The 21,685-nt window shown below is 51.6% G+C and carries 20 protein-coding genes and 1 other RNA gene; 14 read left to right on the top strand and 7 right to left on the bottom strand.

All coding sequences use genetic code 11. From position 1 onward, the window contains the following. The 5 genes from RNAN_RS18000 to RNAN_RS17980 form a co-directional block, all read left to right on the top strand. Positions 1–1,515, top strand: a 1,515-nt coding sequence (locus tag RNAN_RS18000; RefSeq protein WP_040552618.1) for a polysaccharide biosynthesis protein, incomplete at its 5' end; no start/stop codon positions are given. Positions 1,516–1,599: 84 nt separating this feature from the next. Beyond that, the gene (locus RNAN_RS17995) at positions 1,600–1,995 is read left to right on the top strand and encodes a hypothetical protein (RefSeq protein WP_237739949.1); all 396 of its coding nucleotides are present in this window, start codon (positions 1,600–1,602) and stop codon (positions 1,993–1,995) included. A 66-nt stretch (positions 1,996–2,061) separates the two neighbouring features. Next, complete coding sequence (locus tag RNAN_RS17990; protein WP_148275790.1) at positions 2,062–2,772, top strand: YjbF family lipoprotein; 711 nt, start codon at positions 2,062–2,064, stop codon at positions 2,770–2,772. Beyond that, positions 2,769–3,491, top strand: coding sequence for a capsule biosynthesis GfcC family protein (locus RNAN_RS18800; protein ID WP_008224445.1), 723 nt, complete (start codon positions 2,769–2,771; stop codon positions 3,489–3,491). The genes RNAN_RS17990 and RNAN_RS18800 overlap by 4 nt, the downstream gene beginning before the upstream one ends. Next, entirely contained in the window at positions 3,491–5,605 is a 2,115-nt protein-coding gene (locus tag RNAN_RS17980; RefSeq protein WP_008224443.1) for a YjbH domain-containing protein, read from the top strand. The genes RNAN_RS18800 and RNAN_RS17980 overlap by 1 nt, the downstream gene beginning before the upstream one ends. A gap of 150 nt (positions 5,606–5,755) precedes the next feature. Here the strand turns inward: RNAN_RS17980 and RNAN_RS17975 are convergent, their stop codons facing one another. The 3 genes from RNAN_RS17975 to RNAN_RS17965 form a co-directional block, all read right to left on the bottom strand. After that, positions 5,756–7,294: a GGDEF domain-containing protein gene (locus tag RNAN_RS17975; protein ID WP_008224440.1), complete on the bottom strand. Its 1,539-nt coding sequence runs from the start codon at positions 7,292–7,294 to the stop codon at positions 5,756–5,758. 118 nt (positions 7,295–7,412) lie between these two features. After that, on the bottom strand, positions 7,413–8,429 hold the full coding sequence (locus tag RNAN_RS17970; RefSeq protein ID WP_008224437.1) for an MJ1255/VC2487 family glycosyltransferase: 1,017 nt from the start codon (positions 8,427–8,429) through the stop codon (positions 7,413–7,415). 3 nt (positions 8,430–8,432) lie between these two features. Continuing rightward, on the bottom strand, positions 8,433–9,041 hold the full coding sequence (locus RNAN_RS17965) for a thymidine kinase (protein ID WP_008224435.1): 609 nt from the start codon (positions 9,039–9,041) through the stop codon (positions 8,433–8,435). A 139-nt stretch (positions 9,042–9,180) separates the two neighbouring features. Between RNAN_RS17965 and RNAN_RS17960 the strand changes: the two genes are divergently transcribed. The 3 genes from RNAN_RS17960 (at position 9,181) to RNAN_RS17950 (ending at position 10,563) form a co-directional block, all read left to right on the top strand. Then, positions 9,181–9,600 carry an MAPEG family protein gene (locus RNAN_RS17960; protein ID WP_008224433.1) on the top strand — a complete coding sequence of 140 codons (420 nt, stop codon included), beginning with the start codon at positions 9,181–9,183 and terminating at the stop codon, positions 9,598–9,600. Positions 9,601–9,622: 22 nt separating this feature from the next. Then, positions 9,623–10,099, top strand: a complete 477-nt coding sequence (locus tag RNAN_RS17955; protein WP_237739948.1) for a YqaA family protein — start codon at positions 9,623–9,625, stop codon at positions 10,097–10,099. Between the two features lie 71 nt (positions 10,100–10,170). Next, on the top strand, positions 10,171–10,563 hold the full coding sequence (locus RNAN_RS17950) for a DUF2750 domain-containing protein (protein ID WP_008224430.1): 393 nt from the start codon (positions 10,171–10,173) through the stop codon (positions 10,561–10,563). A gap of 57 nt (positions 10,564–10,620) precedes the next feature. Here the strand turns inward: RNAN_RS17950 and serA are convergent, their stop codons facing one another. From serA to ssrS, 4 genes are all read right to left on the bottom strand, one after another. Beyond that, a complete protein-coding gene (serA, locus tag RNAN_RS17945) occupies positions 10,621–11,847 on the bottom strand; it encodes a phosphoglycerate dehydrogenase (protein WP_008224429.1) in 1,227 nt (408 codons plus the stop codon). A gap of 108 nt (positions 11,848–11,955) precedes the next feature. Then, positions 11,956–12,612 carry a ribose-5-phosphate isomerase RpiA gene (gene rpiA / locus RNAN_RS17940; RefSeq protein WP_008224428.1) on the bottom strand — a complete coding sequence of 219 codons (657 nt, stop codon included), beginning with the start codon at positions 12,610–12,612 and terminating at the stop codon, positions 11,956–11,958. A 244-nt stretch (positions 12,613–12,856) separates the two neighbouring features. Further along, positions 12,857–13,447, bottom strand: a complete 591-nt coding sequence (locus tag RNAN_RS17935) for a 5-formyltetrahydrofolate cyclo-ligase (protein ID WP_008224427.1) — start codon at positions 13,445–13,447, stop codon at positions 12,857–12,859. A gap of 61 nt (positions 13,448–13,508) precedes the next feature. Next, positions 13,509–13,693, bottom strand: a non-coding RNA gene (ssrS, locus tag RNAN_RS19005) — 6S RNA. Positions 13,694–13,888: 195 nt separating this feature from the next. Here ssrS and RNAN_RS17930 point away from each other — a divergent pair. The 6 genes from RNAN_RS17930 to gcvP all read left to right on the top strand — a co-directional run bounded on the left by RNAN_RS17930 (position 13,889) and on the right by gcvP (position 21,599). Continuing rightward, complete coding sequence (locus tag RNAN_RS17930; protein ID WP_008224425.1) at positions 13,889–14,470, top strand: UPF0149 family protein; 582 nt, start codon at positions 13,889–13,891, stop codon at positions 14,468–14,470. Next, on the top strand, positions 14,470–15,684 hold the full coding sequence (gene ubiH, locus RNAN_RS17925) for a 2-octaprenyl-6-methoxyphenyl hydroxylase (protein WP_008224424.1): 1,215 nt from the start codon (positions 14,470–14,472) through the stop codon (positions 15,682–15,684). Before RNAN_RS17930 ends, ubiH begins: the two co-directional genes overlap by 1 nt. Continuing rightward, complete coding sequence (locus RNAN_RS17920) at positions 15,685–16,908, top strand: FAD-dependent monooxygenase (protein WP_040552617.1); 1,224 nt, start codon at positions 15,685–15,687, stop codon at positions 16,906–16,908. Between the two features lie 185 nt (positions 16,909–17,093). Further along, on the top strand, positions 17,094–18,173 hold the full coding sequence (gcvT, locus tag RNAN_RS17915; protein WP_008224421.1) for a glycine cleavage system aminomethyltransferase GcvT: 1,080 nt from the start codon (positions 17,094–17,096) through the stop codon (positions 18,171–18,173). A gap of 57 nt (positions 18,174–18,230) precedes the next feature. Next, positions 18,231–18,617 carry a glycine cleavage system protein GcvH gene (gene gcvH, locus RNAN_RS17910; RefSeq protein ID WP_008224418.1) on the top strand — a complete coding sequence of 129 codons (387 nt, stop codon included), beginning with the start codon at positions 18,231–18,233 and terminating at the stop codon, positions 18,615–18,617. A gap of 90 nt (positions 18,618–18,707) precedes the next feature. Next, positions 18,708–21,599, top strand: coding sequence for an aminomethyl-transferring glycine dehydrogenase (gcvP, locus tag RNAN_RS17905; RefSeq protein ID WP_008224416.1), 2,892 nt, complete (start codon positions 18,708–18,710; stop codon positions 21,597–21,599). The last annotated feature ends 86 nt before the right edge of the window (positions 21,600–21,685 follow it).

The raw sequence follows: 21,685 nt of genomic DNA, 5'->3' as shown, positions 1-21,685 counted from the left end.
CAGTTAGCCCAGGCACTGATTAACGGTGAGCAATACCACCCGGTGGTGTTTGTTGACGATGATACTACCTTGCATCGCTCTACCATTTTAGGTGTGCCGGTGGGGGCACCGGCACAGATCACCAGCCTGATAAAATCGCACAATATTAGCCGGATATTGCTGGCGTTGCCGTCTGTCAGTCGGGCCAGAAGGCGCGAGGTGCTTGACGCGTTGGAAGAGCTGCCTATTCCAGTGCAGTCTATACCCGGTATGAGCGATCTGGTTGATGGCTCTATGCGCATTGATGAGTTGCAGGATGTAAAGATTGAAGACTTGCTGGGGCGTGACCCGGTAACCCCTAAAGCCAAATTGATGCAGGCCAACATTAAAGGTAAAGTGGTGATGGTTACCGGCGCCGGCGGCTCTATTGGCTCTGAGTTGTGTCGCCAGATTGTTACCTGTGAGCCGTCTATGCTGGTGTTGTTTGAATTATCGGAATTTGGCCTTTATAGCATAGAGCAGGAATTAAGTAGCCTGATAAAACAGCAGGAACTGGATATTAAGCTTATTCCGGTAATGGGCACTGTGCAGCGCCGTAGCCGGCTGGAAACGGTAATGAAAGCCTTTAAGGTGCAGACGGTATATCACGCGGCAGCCTACAAACATGTGCCTTTAGTGGAATATAACGTAGTAGAAGGGGTGCGCAACAATGTGTTTGGCACCTGGTATGCCGCCGAAGCGGCTATTAGTGCTGGCGTTGAAACCTTTGTACTGATCTCAACCGACAAAGCGGTGCGGCCAACCAATGTGATGGGTGCATCTAAGCGTTTAGCCGAACTGGTATTGCAGGCACTGGCGCAGCGCCAAAGCGCTACCCGCTTTTGTATGGTACGTTTTGGTAATGTATTAGGCTCCAGTGGTTCGGTAGTACCGCTGTTTCGTGAGCAGATACGTAAAGGTGGCCCCATAACGGTAACCCATAAAGATATAATCCGTTATTTTATGACCATACCCGAGGCCGCCCAGTTAGTACTGCAGGCCGGTGCTATGGGTAAAGGCGGCGATGTATTTGTACTGGATATGGGTGAGCCGGTAAAAATTGCTGACTTGGCAAAACGCATGATCCACCTGATGGGGCTGGAAGTGAAAGATGATATTCACCCCAACGGTGATATTGAAATTAAGTTTACTGGCTTGCGGCCAGGCGAAAAACTGTATGAAGAACTGCTGATTGGCGAAAAAGTACGTGAAACGGCGCACCCGCGCATTATGGCGGCTGATGAAGTGTATTTAACCTGGCCAGAGATGGAAAGCCTGTTGTTGCAATTGGATGCCCTGTGTGACAGTTTTGCGGTGGAACATATTATAGAGCTGCTGCGCCGCGCGCCTACCGGTTTTAATTATAGCTGTGCCAGTAGCGACTTGGTGGTGAAGGCTGGCTGTGATGCTGAGCTAGGCTTACCGAGCGTGGTTAACCTGAATGTAGTGGCAGATAACGGCAAAGCTGTTACAAAAGTGCAACAAAAGTACTGTTAATACAGAGCAAGTAAGGTGATGGGGGAAAAAAGTACTATTTCTTCACATTTAAAGGTTGAGTCGCGCTTGGCTTTGGTTTAATCTTTGCGTATCTGGAAACTTAAGTTTTTAATTGAGGGATTTGATATGAGAAAATTAGTAATTGCTGCTGCCGTTCTGGCATTAAGCACTGGCGTTAATGCACAGGAAAAAGCTGGTGGTACAGGCACTGCTGGTATCGGTGGCTTATCGGTAGCTACGTTAACAGCTATGGGTATTGGTGCTGCAGTTGCAGCAGCTATTATCTCTAACAACCGTGGTACAACTATCAACCCCGGCCAAGAGTTTGAATTAGTATGTAACGGCGTTGATACGCTGTCTAATGGTGTTTGTACTAACACCACTAACACTGTAACTGTAACCGGTACTGGTACTAATACCAGCACAACTACAGTGCCGGTAATTACTACTTACCCAGCTATCGTACAGCCAGTAAACTAAGTTTTCTGAGTATAGAAGCCGCCTAACAAGGCGGCTTTTTTGTTTGTTTTACCTCGGGGTACAATAATGATGTTTTTGCGGCTGGGCTTTGGTGCGTTATGCCTGTGGTGGCTGTCGTCCTGCTCGGGCACTTATCATGCCTACGCTAGTATGTTTAAAGTGGCATTAAGCGCCGACAAGGATGTAGTACTGCCTTATGATTTTTTTGCACAGGCTAAGTACGATTATTTATATGTTAAACATGGTGATGAACCCCAGGTCGCATTGGCGCTGGCTTACATAGAGCAAGATCAACTTAAGTGGGTGTCGGCTGATAATAATATGCTGGTAACCCGCTATGGCCGCATTGTTCGAACGCTTGGGTTGGAAAATGATTTACTGCACCTGACCAATAAAGCCAGTGATCCTTTGCACCTGCCTTTGAGTATCTCGACGCAGAGCAGCTACTTACGTCTGGCAGACTGGCAGCAAGGTGAATATGGTTATCAGGTTCGCTCGACATTTAGTGTGCAGCAGGGCGAGAGCTTACAGCTTTTTGGTCAGACTTTGCCGGTAGTTAAAGTGATAGAGCAGATGCAGTATGAAAATACCAGTAACTTCGTTAGGTTTGACAACAGCTGGCAAAACGTATTTTGGTTGGAAGCAAAAAGCGGTCGGGTGGTTAAGGCCAGCCAGCAGTTACAGCCTGGAGCTAAGCCGTTTGAGCTGGTATTTGTGTCAGAAGTAGTGCGCCAATTCAAGGCGGCAGGCATTGCTGTGCCAGCGGAGGCATTATGATCCGGTCATTCTGTCTTATACTGTTCTGCTTTATCACAGTTTCGGCTTATGCTGCTGTGACGGTAGACATTAACGGTCAACGCTGGCATTACAAAGAGCCGCCAAGGCTGACTACAGTGCTGACACCGGTAGCGTTACAACAAGATTGGTACTGGCCTACTGCGTCACTATTTAGTTTGTCAGACGCCAGTGCAGAGGCAGAGCGCCAGGCACTGCTGCAACAAATTGAACAAGTTAAGGTACAGCAAGGCTCTGAGCTACAAGAAGCATTAACCCAATTAAGTTACCATATCGCTGGCTGGCAGCTGGCAACTCGCCGAGTATTGGCGATAGATTATGATTTAGCACGCTTAGACAACCGTTATAACCCGGCTTTTGATACTGGCGATTACCTACTACAGCTAACCACCAGACCGCAAACGGTGCGGTTTTGGGGCGCAGTAGACCAGGTATTAACCCTGCCGCATGCCGGTGTAACGCCAGTAACTGCTTATTTGCCTGCTATCGGCCGCAGCAGTGTTGCCGATTTAAGCTATGTGCTCATAATCACGCCGACAGGCGAGGTAAAGCAGGTCGGTGTGGCAAGCTGGAACCAGCAATATACTGAGTTAATGCCGGGTTCTTCGGTTTATATTCCTTTCGCGGGCGGTTTGCTGTCTGGCGACCTGATGCAATTAAATAAAGACATAGCCGGCCTGGCCCGGCACAGAGTGAAGTAATGAGCGGTAACACGATAACGATAATCTCCCTGACTTTAATTGCCTCAGTAGTAAGCTTGCCCGCGTCTGCTGACGTAGCAGCCGGGGAAACCTGGCAGCAACCCGATAGCGGTTTGTCACAGATGGCCCATGGTGGCGTGGGGCTAATACAAACACCAACCGCCCGTATGGCCGAAGAGGGCAGTTTATTTGTTAACTACACCGATAACGAAGAGTATCGGTTTTGGTCGGTAAGTATTCAGTTGTATGACTGGTTAGAGTCTACCGTGCGTTACACTGACGTGCGTACCCGTTTATACAGTGCTGATCCTGGTTTTAGCGGTGATCAGACCCTCAAAGATAAAGGTATAGATGTTAAGTTCAGGTTGCTGAAAGAGAGCACCTATTTGCCCCAGGTTGCGCTAGGTTTTCGCGATTTTGGTGGCACCGGTTTTTTTGAGAGCGAGTTTATTAGCTTAAGTAAAAAATGGCATAAGCTGGATTTTCACTTGGGTATCGGTTGGGGCTACCTGGGCAATGCCGGTAACACAGATAACCCTTTTTGCCAGTTAAAAGACAGTTTTTGTTCTCGTCCTATTGGTTTCAGTGGGCGCGGCGGCAGTATTGATTATGACCAGTTTTTTAAAGGGCCGGCCTCACTATTTGGTGGTGTTGAATACCAAACGCCCTGGCAGCCGCTTAAGCTGAAGCTGGAGTATGAAGGTAATAATTATCAGAATGACCGTGCTGGTGAGATCACACAAGACAGCCGCTGGAATATCGGTGCGGTATATCAGTGGGGTGATGCCCGTTTTGACCTGAATTATCAGCGCGGTAACACGCTGGGGTTTGGGGTACATTATCAGTTTAATTTAAACGAAGATAACCAATATAAAATTAAACCAGCAAAAACGCCGATAGTGACACCACGAGTGGTAAAGCCGCTTAGCGCAGAAGAAAAGGCCTTTCCATCGCAGCTGTTTAAAGATGCGGGTTTTGTGTTAAAAGCCTATAAAACCGAAGGTGATGAATTTATTCTTTATGGCCATTCGATTTACTACCGCGACGACACGGAGGCCACTGAACGTATTGCCCGGGCCGCGCTGCCTTATACGCCGGTGGGTATTAAAACCCTACGTATTGTTGAGTTAAGCGGTAACCTGGCGTTGGTAGAAAAAGTAGTCGATGTTGCGCGTTTTGAGCAGCATGCCAGCTATGCCACCTTAACACCGGATGTGCGCTCTACCTATGTGCGCCAGTCGCCACAACAGAGCACGTTGGCAGCTGTTAATCTACCCGAAATGGGCGGCTTTTACAGTGGTATTGAAACCTTCTGGGTGCAATCTTTTGGTAACCCTGAAAGCTTTTACATGTATCAGGGCGGCGTCTATCTGGGGCTGGGGTATCAGGCCAATGACGAGCTAAGCCTGCGTACCACCACCAAAATTACGCTGCTGGAAAACTTCGATAAGTTTAACTTTGGTGTCGATGGACAGAACACACCGCTGCCACGGGTAAGAACTTTTGTACGTGAATATGTTACCCGCAGCAAGATAACACTGGATAACGCCTATTTGCACTGGCAGCAGCAGCCGGCTACCGACTGGTTTGTACAAGCCTATGGCGGTTATTTAGAGACTATGTTTGGCGGCGTGGGTGCTGAGGTGTTGTACCGGCCAGTAGACAGTGAGTGGGCGCTGGGTGTAGATGTTAACTATGTGAAGCAGCGCTCTTACGAGAACGATTTTGATTTCTTTGATTATACTGCCGTGACAGGGCATGTGAATTTGTATTGGCACCCCGAGTTTTTGCCAAATACCCGCTTAACGGTAAACCTGGGCCAATTTTTGGCAAAGGATAAAGGCGCTAATATCGGGTTCGCTAAACGCTTTGACAGCGGCATAGTGATTGGCGCTTACGCAGCTATTACCAATGTGTCGTCGGAGGAATATGGTGAAGGTAGCTTTAGTAAGGGTTTTTACCTGTCTATTCCGTTTGACCTGTTCTCGACGTATCCGTCGAAAGGTCGCGGTATGATCCCTTGGGTGCCTATTGGTCGGGATGGTGGCCAGCCGCTGAACCGGCCGGTAAAACTGGTTGACAGCACAGAGCCACGCTCGGGGTTCTTTGACTAAATAGCTACGCTAACCAACGCAACCTTTTTAAGTTGTCAAGTTACAGTTTAGCCGGGCACTATGCCAAAGTCTGTGGCATAGTGCACCCAGCTCCCCTTCAATGATTGATGAGTAAGGCAGCTTTGGCTGCCTTTTTTATCGCAGTACTGGTTACTGTGCCGGGCAGGCTTGATCGCGGCCGGATTTTTTCGCCTGATATAAGGCAGCGTCGACCCGTTTTAGCAGCTGCAGGCCGTCATCTTGTATGCTGGGGATACTGCTGCAATAGCCCAGGCTAACTGTCAGGTAAGATTTGATGTCGCTGTGTTGGTGGCTGATGTTAAGTTGGGCCAGTTGCTGACGGATATTGTTTGCCACCTGCTGGCAGGCAGAGAGGTTGCTACCCGGCAAAATAATGGCAAACTCTTCGCCACCGTAGCGGGCTGCTAACTCGCCCTGGCGTTTTACCTGTTGTTGTAATACCGTCGCCAGTTGTTTAAGGGCCGCGTCGCCGGCCTGATGACCATAATGGTCGTTATAGCTTTTAAAACGGTCTATATCTAACAGAATAAGCCCCAGCGGCAGCCCGTTGCGGCTACAACGCTTCAGTTCGTTGTTAAGGCAATGGTCGAACTGACGGCGGTTGGCGATACCGGTCAGGCCATCCTGATTCGCCAGCTGGGTTAGCTCATTGTTGGCGGCCAGCAATTGTTGTTGCATCTGTTGCAGCGATTGACGATAACGCACATTTTGCAGCGTTTTGGCCAGCATATCGCCAACCAGTTTCATCCGGCGCAGATCGGTGCTGGTCCAGTCGCGGCGGCGCGATACCATATCGCAGCCGACAAAACCCAGCAATTCTTCATCAGAGCGCATGGCGCAGCACAGAACCGATTGTATATCTTCGGCGACAAATTCCTGCTGCTCTGCAGCGGCTTCTGCAGGCAATTTACTGACATCACTGACCGCAAACACATAATCCTGTGCCATTTTGCTGAAAAAATAGGGTAAAGCGGCTTTTGGTATGTGCTGCAACTGTGCCTGATGGCTGCTAATGCCCTGGCGCACCCATTCATGGGTGTTGCTCATTTCAGTGTAATCGGGCGTAAACTGAAACACATAGCTGCGGTCACTATGGCAAAACTCACCAACGGCGGCCAGTGCATCGTGAATATGCTGGTCCAGCTGTTGGTCCTGCACATTAATCAGTTCAGTGGAAATAAGCGAGATCAGCTTGTCAAACGCCAGGGCCTCTTCCAGTTCGGCGATATCAGTGGCGGGTAGCTGACCGCTTATCACTTGTGCATGGCCCGCCGCAGGCAGCAGGCTGATTAACACGCTGCTGTGCAGGGTAAAAGACAGGGCAACCAGTTTACTGTGTAGCTGATAGCAACGGCGGCTGTCGGGGGCGGCACTGTCACCGACTAACAGGCTCAGTTGCATTTCACTGCCGCTAAGTGCCATTAACAGCGGATTGTGTAGCAAATCATAGCGTTTGGCGTTGTCGGCGTTATACAGCGGTAGCTGCTGAATGTCCGCCAGTGACAGGCTGCTATCGCCGGGGCTGCTGTTACTTTCGCTGTTAAATAAAGCCAGGGCAGCGGCATTGGCCAAAATGCGGCTACGGCTGTGTTCTTTATACAGCACAGGAGTGGGTAAGGCCTGCAACACCGGCCAGAAATGTGGTAGCGCGTTAACAGTGTCAGCCATAGTCAGCCCAGATTAGTGATCTGCTGTTACTATAACGGAATTGTCGCTTTTGGCCAAAATCGCTACAGCAGATCTGCGCAGTGTGGCCAGTGCGCGGCAGCGGCTTTATGTGAAGCGCTTAGCGCCATAACTGGCGGCACAGCGCTGCCACCTCACCCTCTGCCCCCTGCAATAGCCACTGGCTGATCGCTTTGGCGACATTGGGGTAGTGCACCTGGTGGTAGGCCTGGGTGGCGCTTAACCAGCTGGCTATTGTCTGGCTGTTAAGGCTGTCGGTGGTGCTGGCTAAATTAAGCTGCTGCAGTGCCAAAGCATTAGAATGTTGCTCCATCTGGCCGTTAAGCGGTTTTACCATGATGCGTTTACTCAGCTGCAGTGCTTCACTTATCAGCTCAAAGCCGGCGTTACTAAGCACAAAGCGGCAGCTGGCCAAGTCGTTTTTAAACGGCTGCAGCGCCGGCGGGTGAGTGTGAATATGGCCGAGACTGGCTGCCGTCAACCCCGGGCCGTACAGGTAAAACTGATAGTCTGTCAGCGGTGTTAGCATGCTAATCACCTGCTGTTGCTGCTCAAACGGCAGATACACCAGCACTTTATGGTCCTTCACCTCAGCGCTATCTAGTGCGCCGTCAATAATGGGTGGCAATATTGGCTGGTTAAAATGATGCCAGTGCAGCCCCAGCTGTGTCTGTGCCGGAGCAAAGTGTTTAAACACCAGCTGTGTCATCAGGTTGGCATGCTGCATGGGAATTTGGTGTAAAAACGCATACTGATGGCCCAGTGCAACACTGCGTTTACCGGCGCGGCGCGCAGCATGGGCGCTTATTGGCTCAAAGTCGGTAATCACCAGGTCATAGCCGCTGACATCCAACTGGGTAATGTCTTGCCAGAGCTGGCGCAGCGAGGCCTGCTTAATACTTTGCCAGTAGTTAACCCGCCCGGCTTCGGTAATGAAGGTGAGGCCGCGCTTGACGCTATAGTTGCCAAACTGCTGCATATCGAAAAATTGCGACGGCTCGCGGCCCGAGAACAGGTAGTCTACCTGAGCGCCGGCCTGTGTCAGATAAGGCTCCATAGCGCGGGCTCTGCTGATATGACCATTACCGGTTGCCTGCACGCCATAGAGAATTTTCATTTGTTACTCCGTTTGTTTATCCGCTGCGGTTTTGTCCTGCCACACCAGGGCTTTAAAGTGGGCCCGGCACATTGACACATAGCTTTCGTTACCGCCAATTTGCACCTGCGAGCCGGCCGTGGCAGCCTTGCCATGTTCATCAAGGCGCACCACAAAGTTAGCTTTACGGCCGCAGTGGCAAATGGTTTTAAGCTCAATAAGTTTATCGGCCCAGGCCAGCAGCGCCTGGCTGCCGGCAAAGGTTTCGCCTAAAAAGTCGGTGCGCAGGCCAAAGGCCAGCACCGGTATATTCAGTGTATCTACTACCTCGGTCAGCTGGCGTACCTGGGCTTTAGATAAAAACTGTGCTTCATCTATCAGCACACAATCTAACCGGCCTTGCTGCTTTAACTGCTGTACATGCGCGACAAAATCAAACTCGCCGTCAAAAATATGCGCGTCCATCGCCAGGCCAATACGTGAGCTGACCTTGCCCAGACCGAAGCGGTTATCCAGCGCCGCAGTGTAAATAGCCACCGTCATGCCTCTTTCCTGATAGTTATAAGCACTTTGCAGTAAAGAGGTCGATTTACCGGCGTTCATTGCCGAGTAGTAAAAATATAATTGCGCCATAGCGTCACCTAACCAAAAAGACGACGCAGTATAACCCTATCTTTGGCCAAAATATAAAGGCTGAAGATGACAGTTTTAAGGCGCTGGCTTCTTTTTGCCTGCTGCATTAAGCTCTGCACAACTTTCTAAGGAGAAAAACATGGAAAAATTAGTGTTACTGCCGGTATTTGTGCAGGTATTGCTGACCAGCATAGTGATGGTGTTAATGGGGCGGCGGCGCATTAGGGCGGCAAAAAACAAAGAAATCAGCGTAGCGGCGTTTAAAACCATGAACCTGACCGGCGCTAACGAGCAGGTGATTGCCACCAGCCGTAACTTTGATAACCAGTTTCAAATGCCGATGCTGTATTTATTCAGCGTGCTGTTTGTGCTGCAACTGGGCCTGGCCGATATAGCCTATGCCGCACTGGGCGCCACTTTTGTGTTACTGCGTATCGTGCATACCATTATTCATATTGGTACCAACCATGTGCGTAGCCGCTTTAATGTATTTCTGCTTGGCTGCGCGGTGCTGTGGGCGATCTGGCTACGCCTGGCCTGGCAAGTATTGTTTAGCTAACCACCCCAAAATGGGGGCGAAAATGGGGTCAGAGAGCTCTGACCCCATTATTTGGACCCATTATTTGCAGTTGATGGCTTACCTCAGTTTGTTTTTTAGCGGCTTTATTGCCGCTACCTTATTCCCGGCGTCCAGTGAAGTGCTGCTGCTGGTGTTGCAAGCGCAGGGTTACAGCGTACTGTGGCTGCTGGTTGCCGCCACCGCCGGCAATACGTTGGGCTCTTGTGTTAACTGGTATCTGGGTACTTGCTTGCTGGATTTTCAGCACAAGCGCTGGTTTCCGGTATCGGCAACGGCACTTAGCCGGGCACAGCTGCAATTTCAGCGCTACGGCAGTTGGTGCCTGTTACTGGCCTGGCTGCCGGTAGTCGGTGATCCGCTTACGCTGGTCGCCGGAGTATTAAAAATGCGTTTTCGCCTGTTTCTGCCGTTGGTACTGTTGGGCAAGGCAGCGCGTTATGCCTTGCTGCTGGCAGCGGGCAGTGCCTGGTTTGCTTAATTTTATTGGTAAAACAGCCGCAGATCCGTCATCATTAGCGCCATTCTTGCTGCCACTTTAGGAACCTGATTATGGAATACCAATTAACCGCCGACGAACTCAACCGCATTACCGCGCTGGATGCTGAGCAGCGCTATGCCTACTTTATTCAGGCGGTCGCGGATCTGGAAAAGATCTGGATTTTAGTCGATGACGATGGTTTTGTGCTGGTAAGCGCCGAAGATGAGCGCTGTATTCCGGTATGGCCGCATGCCGAGCTGGCCGAGCAGTGGATTGAAGGTGAATGGTCACACTGTACTGCGCAGGCGGTAGATGTAGACACCTGGCTGGATAAGTGGACATCTGGCTTAAATGGTGATGAGCTGGCCATTGCTGTGCTGCCGGACACTGACGGCCCGGGCGTAGTGGTGCTGCCGGATGAGCTGGCCGAGACGCTGCTAAACGAAATGCAGGATGATGAGTAATCGATGTTACAAATAATAAAGCCCGCTTTTGCGGGCTTTTGCTTTATTGGTAATAGCTTAGTGCAATACGCGGGCGCGCAACGTGCCTGGTATGGCTTTTAGCTCGTTAAGTGCCTGCTCAACATCGTCTGAGTCGATATCAATAACCACATAACCAATTTCGGCGTTGGTTTGCAGGTACTGGCCAGCGATATTGATATTGTGCTTGGCAAAGGCTTCGTTAATCTTGGTTAGCACACCCGGCTGGTTTTTATGAATATGCAGCAAGCGTGAGCGGCCTTTATGCTCTGGCAAGGACACTTCCGGGAAGTTAACTGCAGATAGGGTAGAGCCATTGTCGCTGTATTTCACCAGCTTGCCGGCCACTTCAAAGCCGATATTTTCCTGCGCTTCCTGGGTAGAGCCGCCAATGTGTGGCGTTAAAATGACATTGTCAAACTCGCGCAGTGGCGAGATAAACTCTTCATCGTTACCTTTAGGCTCAACCGGAAACACGTCTATCGCTGCGCCGGAGAGCTTTTTGCTGCGTAGTGCTTCGGTTAATGCATCAATATCGACCACGGTACCGCGCGAGGCATTAATTAAGATGCTGCCGGGTTTCATCAGCTCAAGCTCGGCTTCACCAATCATATTTTTGGTTTGCGGCGTCTCCGGCACGTGCAAGGTAATCACATCAGAGGTTTTTAGCAGGGTGCCAAAGTCGACCTGGGTGGCATTACCCAGTACCAGCTTGTCTTCAATATCGTAAAACTGCACGCGCATGCCGATGTTTTCGGCCATGATGCTAAGCTGGGTGCCGATATGGCCATAACCGATAATGCCGAGGGTTTTGCCACGGGCTTCAAACGAGTTATTGGCGGTTTTTTGCCACTCGCCCCGATGCGCGGCAGCAGAGCGCTGCGGAATACCGCGCAGCAACATAATAATTTCGCCCAGCACCAACTCGGCTACCGAGCGGGTATTAGAAAAGGGCGCATTAAATACCGGAATAGCGCGTTTTAATGCGGCCGTTAAATCAACCTGGTTAGTACCGATACAAAAGCAGCCAATGGCGACTAATTTGCCGGCGGCATCCAGCACTTTTTCGGTTAACTGGGTACGAGAGCGGATACCGATAAAGTGCACATCTTTAATACGCTCAATCAGCTCGTCTTCCGGCAGTGAGGTTTTAAGATACTCGATATTGCTGTAGCCCTGGTTTTTGAAGCTTTGTACTGCACTTTGATGCAGGCCTTCCAGCAGCAATATTTTTATTTTGTCTTTGGCCAGCGAAAATTTTTCCATGTCACTCTCTTCATTAAATTAAAAAATAAATTCAGCTAAGTTTTATTATTCTTGTTGTATTTTCGTGGGCCCTGCTGTTATTGCTTCACGTTTTAACGTGGTAAAAAGTTATTTAATCACCTGGGTACCGTCAGCACTGCCTACCAGCACCATATCTGCAGCGCGGTTAGCAAAAATGCCGTTACACACCACACCAACAATATTGTTAATCTGCTGCTCCAGCTTTACCGGCGCGGTAATGGCTAAATCGTGCACATCTATAATCACATTGCCGTTATCGGTAATAACACCCTGGCGCAATACTGGCCGGCCACCTAACTTTGTCAGCTGGCGCGCCACATAGGCCGACGCCATCGGAATAACTTCTACCGGCAGTGGAAACTTACCCAGCACGTCAACCTGCTTGCTCTGGTCAACGATACAAATAAACTGCTCTGCCACAGCAGCAACAATTTTTTCCCGGGTAAGGGCAGCGCCACCGCCTTTGATCATGTGCTTGTGCTGGTTTATCTCATCGGCACCGTCTACGTAAACGCTAAAACTGTCAATGCTGTTTAAATCCAGCACGGCTATGCCAAGCGCCTGCAGCTTCTCGGTTGATTGCACTGAGCTGGATACTGCGCCTTTTATCTCGTGCTTAATGCTGGCCAGGGCATCGATAAAATGATTGACCGTTGAGCCGGTACCGACACCTACCACAGTGTTACGCGGTACATACTGCAAAGCTGCCCAGGCGGCATTTTTTTTCATTTCATCTTGTGTCATTACTGATCCAAATCGGTTTAGCCATACAGATGGATATTATATCGAAAGGGGTTGCCGACAAAAGGGCAAAAACAGAAAAAGGCGAAAACAGTTGAACGTTATAACGAGTGTGGTATGAGGAGGCCAGAAACCCGATCTGGTCGGCACAGAGTGTCTGAGCCCTGCCGTAGGCATTAGGGCGAGTTGCTGTGCCGAGCCGGGGCGGGTATTGTGGCCGGATCTTATACTACAGGCTTTGAGATACTTAAAACTCAAACATGTGTTCTGGCGTAATAATCTGCTTTAGCGGTATATCCCAGGCTTCGGTAGGTACAGCCTCTACCTGCTGACAGCTGTGTGCCAGGCCGATAACCTCACAAGTACTGTCTTTAGGCAGCTGCGCCAGGGTTCTGTCATAAAAGCCACCACCCATGCCCAGGCGGTTTCCTGCCTGATCAAAGGCCACCAGCGGGGTAAAAATAAGCTCAAGTTGCCTAAGCGGTAGTACGCGGTGACATTCGGGCAACGGCTCAGGTATGCCAAAGCGGTTGGGGTAAAGCAGGGTGTCTGGGGTGTAGTGTACAAACAGCAGATAACCGGCGTTAAAGGGGTGCAATACCGGCAGATACAGCTGTTTACCCTGTTGCCACAGTGCTTGCATCAGCGGGTAGGGGTCTAATTCACCGTCGTTGGCTAAATACAGCGCGATATGCTGTTTCTGTTGTATTAGCGGCAAAGCCAATACCTGCTGCACTAATTGTGTTGCTGCGAGCTGCTGCTGGTTTGGAGTTAATTGTTTGCGCCGCTGGCGTATTAGCGCCCGTAGTTGCTGGCGTGGGTTAGGCGGTAAAGACATAAGATGGCGCTATTCACGGTTACACTGGCCACAGTATGCCGCATTGGCGGGTAAAGAAAAGGGGTTCTCCAAATTGCCGTGTCTGGTGTTAGCCCTTGAACCATAGGTTCAAGGCGGGAGTCAGATGGCTGCCTCAGGCTTCCCGGTACGGGCCGGGCCTGCACACTGGCAGCGCAGAAGAATCCCTTTTTAAAAACAAGTATCGGCTCAGGGACATCCACCTGATCACCAACAACTCAGAGAACGGCCTTAAGTATAACACTGCATGCGGCACTGTATAGAGTTGGCGGCACTGCTTTTGCCGCAAGCTAAGCTAGTTGCATGGTTTTGCAGCAACTTTTGTTTACGCTTTGCGCTGGCACAGTTTTTCTGCGGCTAAAGTTGGCGCTTTTTCGCTGCGGTGGTAGCATAAAGCCAGTTAAGCACAGCACGAATGGTTATATGAGCAGCCCTTTTTTACTAAGCTACGATGAGTGGATGTACAAGCTGGACCAGGCCTATGTGATGGCCTCGGCTGCTGAGGTGCATGGCCTGATTGCCGGGCTGTTAAGTGCCGGCGTCGAGCCGGACGCGCAGCAGCTGCTGCCGGTGTTGCACGATTTTCTCAACGACGGCCAGGCGTTGCCCACCGAGTTAAAACAGCAGGTAACTAGCCTGATTGACAGTACAGCTGCCGCGCTGGCAAAAAATGATTTTAGCTTTGCACTATTACTGCCCAGTGATGATGACAGCCTGCCTGAACGTTTAGATGCGATGGTAGAGTGGACACAGGCATTTTTAGTGGGCTTTGCTGTGCAGCAGACCGATTTATCGCTGGTGTCGGCTGATGTGCGCGAAGCGCTTGATCAGCTGACCGAAGTCACCCGTATTGATATTCACACCACAGACGATGGCAGTGCGGAAGAAAATGACGAAGCCTATTTTTTGGTGCTGGAGCATATTCGTATTATGGTACTGGCCTGTTACACCGAGGTGGGGCAAAAATTCAGTGCCCGGCCGGTTAGCAATAAGACATTGCATTAATGACAGCAGCTGCAAGCCCTTTAACAGACTCTGAGCTAGTCGATCCAGAGCTGGTCGATATCGTTATCGCCGGTGGCGGTATGGCCGGCAGCACCCTGGCAGTGGCGTTAAGCCAGGCGCTGCCAGCGCTGAAGCTGGCCATTATAGAGCAGCAAGCCAACACTATCAGCCCGGTTAGCTTTGATAGCCGCAGCATAGCATTGGCTGCCGGCAGCGCTGAGTTGCTTGATAGTTGGGGGCTGTGGCGCGAGCTGTGCCCCAATACCTGCGCCATTGAGCAGATTAAGGTGTCGGATCGCGGCCACTTTGGCAAAACCTGTCTCAGTGCTGACGAGTACCAGCAACCGGCGCTTGGCTATGTGGTTGAGGTAGAGCACTTAGGTGCGCTACTGGCTAACAGGCTTAGCGCACTTAACAATGTGAGCTATATTGCACCGGCCACCATCAGCGCTATTACGCCGGGCTTGCAACATCAGCAATTGCAGCTAAGTAATGGCCGCACTTTGAATACCCGCCTGTTGGTGATTGCCGAGGGCGGCTTGTCACCCAGCCGGCAACTGGCAGGCTTTAGCGTAAAGCAGCAGCCCTATGGCCAGCATGCCATTATTGCCAACCTGGCGCTTGAAAGGGCACATAAGCAGACGGCTTTTGAGCGCTTTACCGAGCATGGCCCTATCGCATTGCTGCCACTGCCGAAACAACGTTATTCGCTGGTGTATACCGCTGATGATGCCGATGTTGCGTGCTTAATGCAGCTGGACGATGCTGCCTTTTTACAGCAGGTACAGCAAGCCTTTGGCTATCGCGCCGGCGTGTTCAGTGCGGTCGGTAAGCGTGCCTGTTACCCGTTGAGTTTACGCCTGACTGGCGATATCGTGCGTCACCGGGTGGCGCTTTTGGGTAACAGTTTACATAACCTGCATCCGATCGCCGGCCAGGGCTTTAACCTGGCGCTTAGAGATATTGCCCAGCTGCTACAGCAGCTTAGGCAGCATGCGGATGATATTGGCGGCTATGCCATGCTGCGCGGCTATCAACAAGCCAGGCAACAGGACATTAAGCGGGTAAGTACCGCCACTGATGCCTTAGTGCGGCTGTTTTCTAACCGCTCGCGCGCTGTTGCGCTGGGGCGTAACCTGGGCCTTCTGGCCATGACATTATGTGATGAATTAAAGCGGCCGCTGGCCGAGCAGGCTATGGGGTTTCGCAGCTAAATGCAAAATGTGGACATAACTATTGTCGGCGCCGGCAGCGCCGGTTTAACCCTGGCGCTGCTGCTGGCGCCCAGCGGGCTGAATATTATGCTGCTGGAGCAGGGCGCGGCTCCGGTTCAGGGCAGTGCAGACTACCAGCGTGTCAGTGCGCTTAATTTAGCCTCAGTGCGGCTATTGTCGGCGCTGGGCGCCTGGCCGGCGCTTGCGCAAAGTGCCCAGCCCTATCATGCCATGCAGGTATGGGACGCCGACAGCTTTGCCCGCATTGAATTTGATGCCGCCACTGAGCGCCAGGCGCAGCTGGGCTTTATTTGCGATAATGAGCAAATTCGCCGCGCGCTGTATCAGCAGCTTACGCAGCACAACAATGTGCAGTTTGTGTTTAATTGCACCATTAACAGCCTGGTACAAAGCGAGCGCGAAGTGCTGGTGAATATTAACCAGCAGCAACTGATTTTAAGCCGCTTGCTGGTAGGTGCTGATGGCGTAAACTCGCGGGTACGCCGTGACGCTCAATTGCCACTGACGCACTGGGATTACGAGCAGCAAGCCATAGTGGCCACGATTTCTACCGAAGTTGCCCATCACGACTGTGCCCGCCAGGTATTTTTACCTACAGGCCCGCTGGCGCTGTTACCACTGCCGGGGCAGCATAAATGCTCTATTGTCTGGAGCTGCACACCAGCGCGCGCCAATGAGCTGTTAGCACTGGACGCTGGCGCCTTTAGCCAGGCGCTTACGGCGGCCAGCAACAGTGTGCTGGGGGTGCTTAAACTTGATAACACGCCCAACGCCTTTGCGCTGCGCATGCGTTATGCCAATAGCTGGCTGCGTGGCCGTATTGTGCTGGTGGCGGATGCCGCACACAGCATACATCCGCTGGCCGGCCAGGGGATGAACTTAGGCCTGATGGATGTTGCTGCATTAGGAGAACTAATATCAGAGGCGCTGGCGCAGGGCAGCGACATAGCCGAGCCGCGGCTGCTTAGGCGCTACGAGCGCTGGCGCAAAGCCGAAGCGCAAACCCTGATCCTGGCGATGGAAGCTTTTAAACGCGGTTTCAGTAATGCCCAGCCACTGCTAAAACTGGTAAGAGCTGTCGGCATGAGCAGCGTCGATCAATTACCCTGGCTAAAAAGTAAGATCATCGCTGCAGCCCTTGGTAACAGTGGTGACCTGCCAAAAATAGCCCGGCCCGCTGGCAAAAGTGCCCGTTTAGCTTAGGTTAGTTTTTTTAGTAATAGGCTTTGTCGCATTACAAAAACTAATTAATCAGGGGCTGTTTGCCAGCACGGCCTTGCGTTATAATCCGGCTGCCTTTTTATCCGCTTTAACTGTATGGATATTCAGAATGTTCAGCAGTAACGCTTTACAGCGCAAGCGGGCCTTACATTAAGCAGGACATAACAATGGCTAATCAAACTGCGTTACATGGCAAACACCTGGAAGCCGGTGCCAAAATGGTCGACTTCTTTGGCTGGGACATGCCAATCAATTACGGCTCTCAAATTGAAGAACATCACGCGGTACGCCGCGACGCCGGCATGTTCGACGTTTCTCACATGACTATTGTAGATTTAAAAGGCGCCAATACCCGCGCCTTTTTGCGTTATTTACTGGCCAACGATGTCGCTAAGCTGACTGTGCCGGGTAAGGCGCTGTACAGCGGCATGTTAAATGAAGCCGGCGGTGTGATTGACGACTTAATTGTGTATTTTCTGCAGGAAGATTTCTTCCGCCTGGTGGTAAACTCGGCCACCCGCGAGAAAGACTTAGCCCACATCAGCAAAGAAGCAGCGGCCTTTAACGTTAGCGTAACGGAGCGGCCCGAGTTTGCCATGATTGCGGTGCAGGGCCCCAATGCCAAAGCCAAAGTGGCAACCTTATTAACCGCTGAACAACAAGCTGCCGTTGCCGGCATGAAACCGTTTTTTGGCGTGCAGGCCGGTGAGTTATTTATCGCCACCACAGGGTACACCGGTGAAGATGGCTATGAAATTGCGCTGCCAAACGAGCAAGCGGCTGACTTTTGGCAAAAACTGCTGGATGCCGGTGTGGCACCGGCCGGTTTAGGTGCACGTGATACGCTGCGCTTAGAAGCCGGCATGAACCTATACGGCCAGGATATGGACGAAACCGTATCACCACTGGCGGCTAACATGGGCTGGACCATCGCCTGGGCGCCAGAAGAGCGTAACTTTATTGGCCGTAGCGCGCTTGAGCAGCAAAAAGCGGCAGGCACCGACAAATTGGTCGGCCTGGTAATGGAAGCCAAGGGCGTACTGCGCCATGGCCAGCGCGTAGTGGTTGACGGTGGTGAGGGCATTATTACCTCTGGCACTTTCTCGCCCACGCTGGGCTTTAGCATTGCCATGGCACGGGTGCCCGCCAGCACCGGCGACAGCGCCGAGGTAGATATTCGCGGTAAGATGGTTGCGGTAAAGGTGGTTAAGCCTGCCTTTGTGCGCATGGGTAAAAAAGTCATCTAAACTGTTTGATTAATGTACAACTAAACTAACAAGAACACGCCAGCTAAGGATTATACAATGAGCTCAATTCCTAACAATTTAAAATACGCCAGCAGCCACGAGTGGGCCCGTGATGAGGGTAACGGTGTTTACACTGTCGGTATTACCGAACACGCCCAGGGTTTATTAGGTGACATGGTGTTTGTTGAACTGCCGGAAGTTGGCGACAGCGTAAACCAGGGCGATGACTGTGCGGTAGCAGAGTCTGTGAAAGCCGCCTCAGATATTTATGCACCGCTGTCAGGTGAAATTGTTGCAGTTAACGATGCCCTGGCTGATTCACCCGAGCTGGTAAACAGCAGCCCGTACGAAGATGGCTGGATGTTTAAAATTAAAATTGCTGATGAAGCCGAGCTGTCAGCGCTGTTAGACGCCGCCGGCTATAAAAACTCTATTGATGAGTAACCATTAGTCACCCGCTGTGTAAGCCCCGTGCCAAATAAGCCACGGGGCTTAACGTTAGTAGCAACGAAACTTTACCAGGACATTCAAGGCATGACCAACTCCGCTGTGAAAACCCTGTCGCAACTTGCGAACCACGAAGAATTTATTCAGCGCCACATAGGCCCGGATGCGGCCGAAACTGCCGCTATGCTAAGCGAGCTGGGCGTAGACAGCATGGAAACGCTGATTGCACAAACGGTGCCGGCCGGCATCCGTTTACCTAAGCCATTAGCTACTGGCCCGGCCATGACTGAAGCCGATGCACTGGCTAAGCTAAAGCAGGTGGCCAGCAAGAATAAAATGTTTAAGTCGTACATTGGTATGGGCTATCACCCGACGTTAACGCCGAATGTGATCCTGCGTAATGTGCTGGAAAACCCGGGCTGGTACACGGCTTACACACCGTACCAGCCAGAAATTGCTCAGGGCCGGTTAGAATCTTTATTAAATTTCCAGCAGCTAACGCTGGATTTAACCGGGATGGAGCTGGCCAGCGCCTCCTTGCTGGACGAAGCCACTGCCGCCGCTGAAGCGATGGCACTGGCTAAGCGGGTAACCAAGAGCAAGTCTAACCTGTATTTCATCAGCGACGATGTGCACCCGCAGACTATTGACGTGGTAAAAACCCGCGCCGAAATGTTTGGTTTTGACGTTGTAGTAGGCAAAGCGGCCGAGGCTGACGCACATGATGTGTTTGGTGCCTTATTGCAATACCCGTCAACTAACGGTGATATTCGTAACGACAGCGCCTTAATTGCCGCGCTGCAGGCGAAAAAAGCCATCGTAGCGGTAGCAACTGATCCTATGGCGCTGATGCTGTTAAAAGCGCCGGGCCAGTTAGGGGCCGACGTGGTACTGGGCAGTGCCCAGCGTTTTGGCGTACCTATGGCGTATGGTGGCCCGCATGCCGCCTTTTTTGCTACCCGTGACGCTTATAAACGCTCTATGCCGGGCCGTATTATTGGTGTGTCGAAAGACCGCCGCGGTAACAGTGCGCTGCGTATGGCGATGCAAACCCGCGAGCAGCACATCCGCCGTGAAAAAGCCAACTCGAACATTTGTACCGCCCAGGTATTGCTGGCCAATATTGCCTCGTTCTACGCCGTGTACCATGGCCCGCAAGGCCTGAAGAATATCGCTGAGCGGATTCACCGCAGTGCCGATATTTTTGCTGCCGGTTTAACAGCCAAAAATGTGGCGGTGGTGAACGGCCACTGGTTCGATACCATTACTTTTAACGTCGCCAACCGCGCTGAGGTGATCAACCGTGCCTTAGCTGCCGGTGTTAACCTGCGCACCGACATGGCCGACGTGTTGGCAGTAAGCTTCCACGAAGCGACCAGCAAAGCGGATATCGCTGAGCTGTTTGATATTGTGCTGGGTAGCGGCCACGGTTTAACGGTTGAGGCACTGGACGCGGCTATTGTAAGCGAAGGCAGCCAGTCGATTCCGGCCGATTTAGTCCGTACCGACAGCGTGTTGGGCCACCCGGTGTTTAACCAGTATCACAGCGAGACTGAGATGCTGCGTTATATCAAAAAGTTGGAAAACAAAGACTTAGCACTTAACCATTCGATGATCTCGTTAGGTTCGTGCACCATGAAGCTTAACGCGACGGCCGAGATGATCCCGATCACCTGGCCGGAATTTGCCTCATTGCACCCCTTTGTACCGCGCGATCAGGCCGATGGTTACTACGAGATGATCAACGAGCTGGGCGACTGGTTAATTAACATCACCGGCTATGACAATATCTCTATGCAACCTAACTCGGGTGCACAGGGCGAATACGCCGGTATGGTAGCCATTCGTAAGTACCACGAAAGCCGTGGCGAAGGCCACCGTAACATCTGCTTAATTCCGGTGTCGGCACACGGTACTAACCCGGCCACGGCTGCCATGACCAGCTATGACGTGGTATTGGTAGACTGTGATAAGTCGGGCAATATCGACATGGCCGACTTAAAAGCCAAAGCTGCCGAAGTAGGCGACCGCTTAGCTGCCATCATGGTGACTTACCCGTCAACCCACGGTGTGTTTGAAGAGAGCATCCGCGAGCTGTGTGACATTATTCACAGCTACGGCGGCCAGGTGTATATGGACGGTGCCAACATGAACGCCCAGGTGGGGTTAACCTCACCAGGCTTTATCGGCTCAGACGTGTCGCACTTAAACCTGCACAAAACCTTCTGTATTCCACACGGCGGTGGCGGCCCCGGCATGGGCCCTATTGGCGTGAAAAGCCATTTAGCCCCGTTCCTGCCAAACCATGCGGTGGTGGGTATTGAAGGTACCGGCCGCAATAACGGCGCCGTATCAGCGGCACCTTTTGGCAGCGCCGGTATTTTACCTATCAGTTGGATGTATATTGCCATGATGGGCGGTGAAGGCTTAAAACTGGCGACCGAGTACGCCATTTTAAATGCGAACTATATGGCGAAAAAACTCGACCCGTTATTCCCGGTACTGTACCGCGGCACTAACGGCCGGGTGGCACACGAATGTATTATCGATATTCGTCCGCTAAAAGAAGCCAGTGGTATTACCGAGATGGACATTGCCAAGCGCCTGATGGACTTTGGCTACCACTCGCCCACGATGAGCTTCCCGGTAGCCGGCACCCTGATGATTGAGCCTACTGAATCAGAAAGTAAAGCCGAGCTGGATAAGTTTATTGAAGCGATGAGCACTATCCGCACGGAAATTGCCAAGGTAGAAGCCGGCGAGTGGACCGTAGATAACAACCCACTGGCCTATGCGCCACACACGATGGAAGATATCTTCGATCCGGCGTGGGATCGCGCCTACGAGCGCCAGTACGCGGCTTTCCCGGCCAAATACGTGGCAGAAAACAAATTCTGGCCAACGGTAACCCGTATCGATGATGTATACGGCGACCGTAACCTGATTTGCTCCTGCCCAAGCCCGGAAGCGTATCGCTAAGCGGTTAGCTGTAATCGTAATAACTAAAAACCCCGGCCAGCGTGCCGCAATACTGATCAGTTAAGAAATATTTCAGCGATCAGTTG

This window comes from Rheinheimera nanhaiensis E407-8 (genome assembly GCF_000296695.1).
In the GTDB taxonomy this organism is placed as follows: Bacteria; Pseudomonadota; Gammaproteobacteria; order Enterobacterales; family Alteromonadaceae; genus Alishewanella; species Alishewanella nanhaiensis.
The sequence above is the reverse complement of the archived record's forward strand: the minus strand, read 5'-3'. Positions and strand labels throughout refer to the sequence as shown.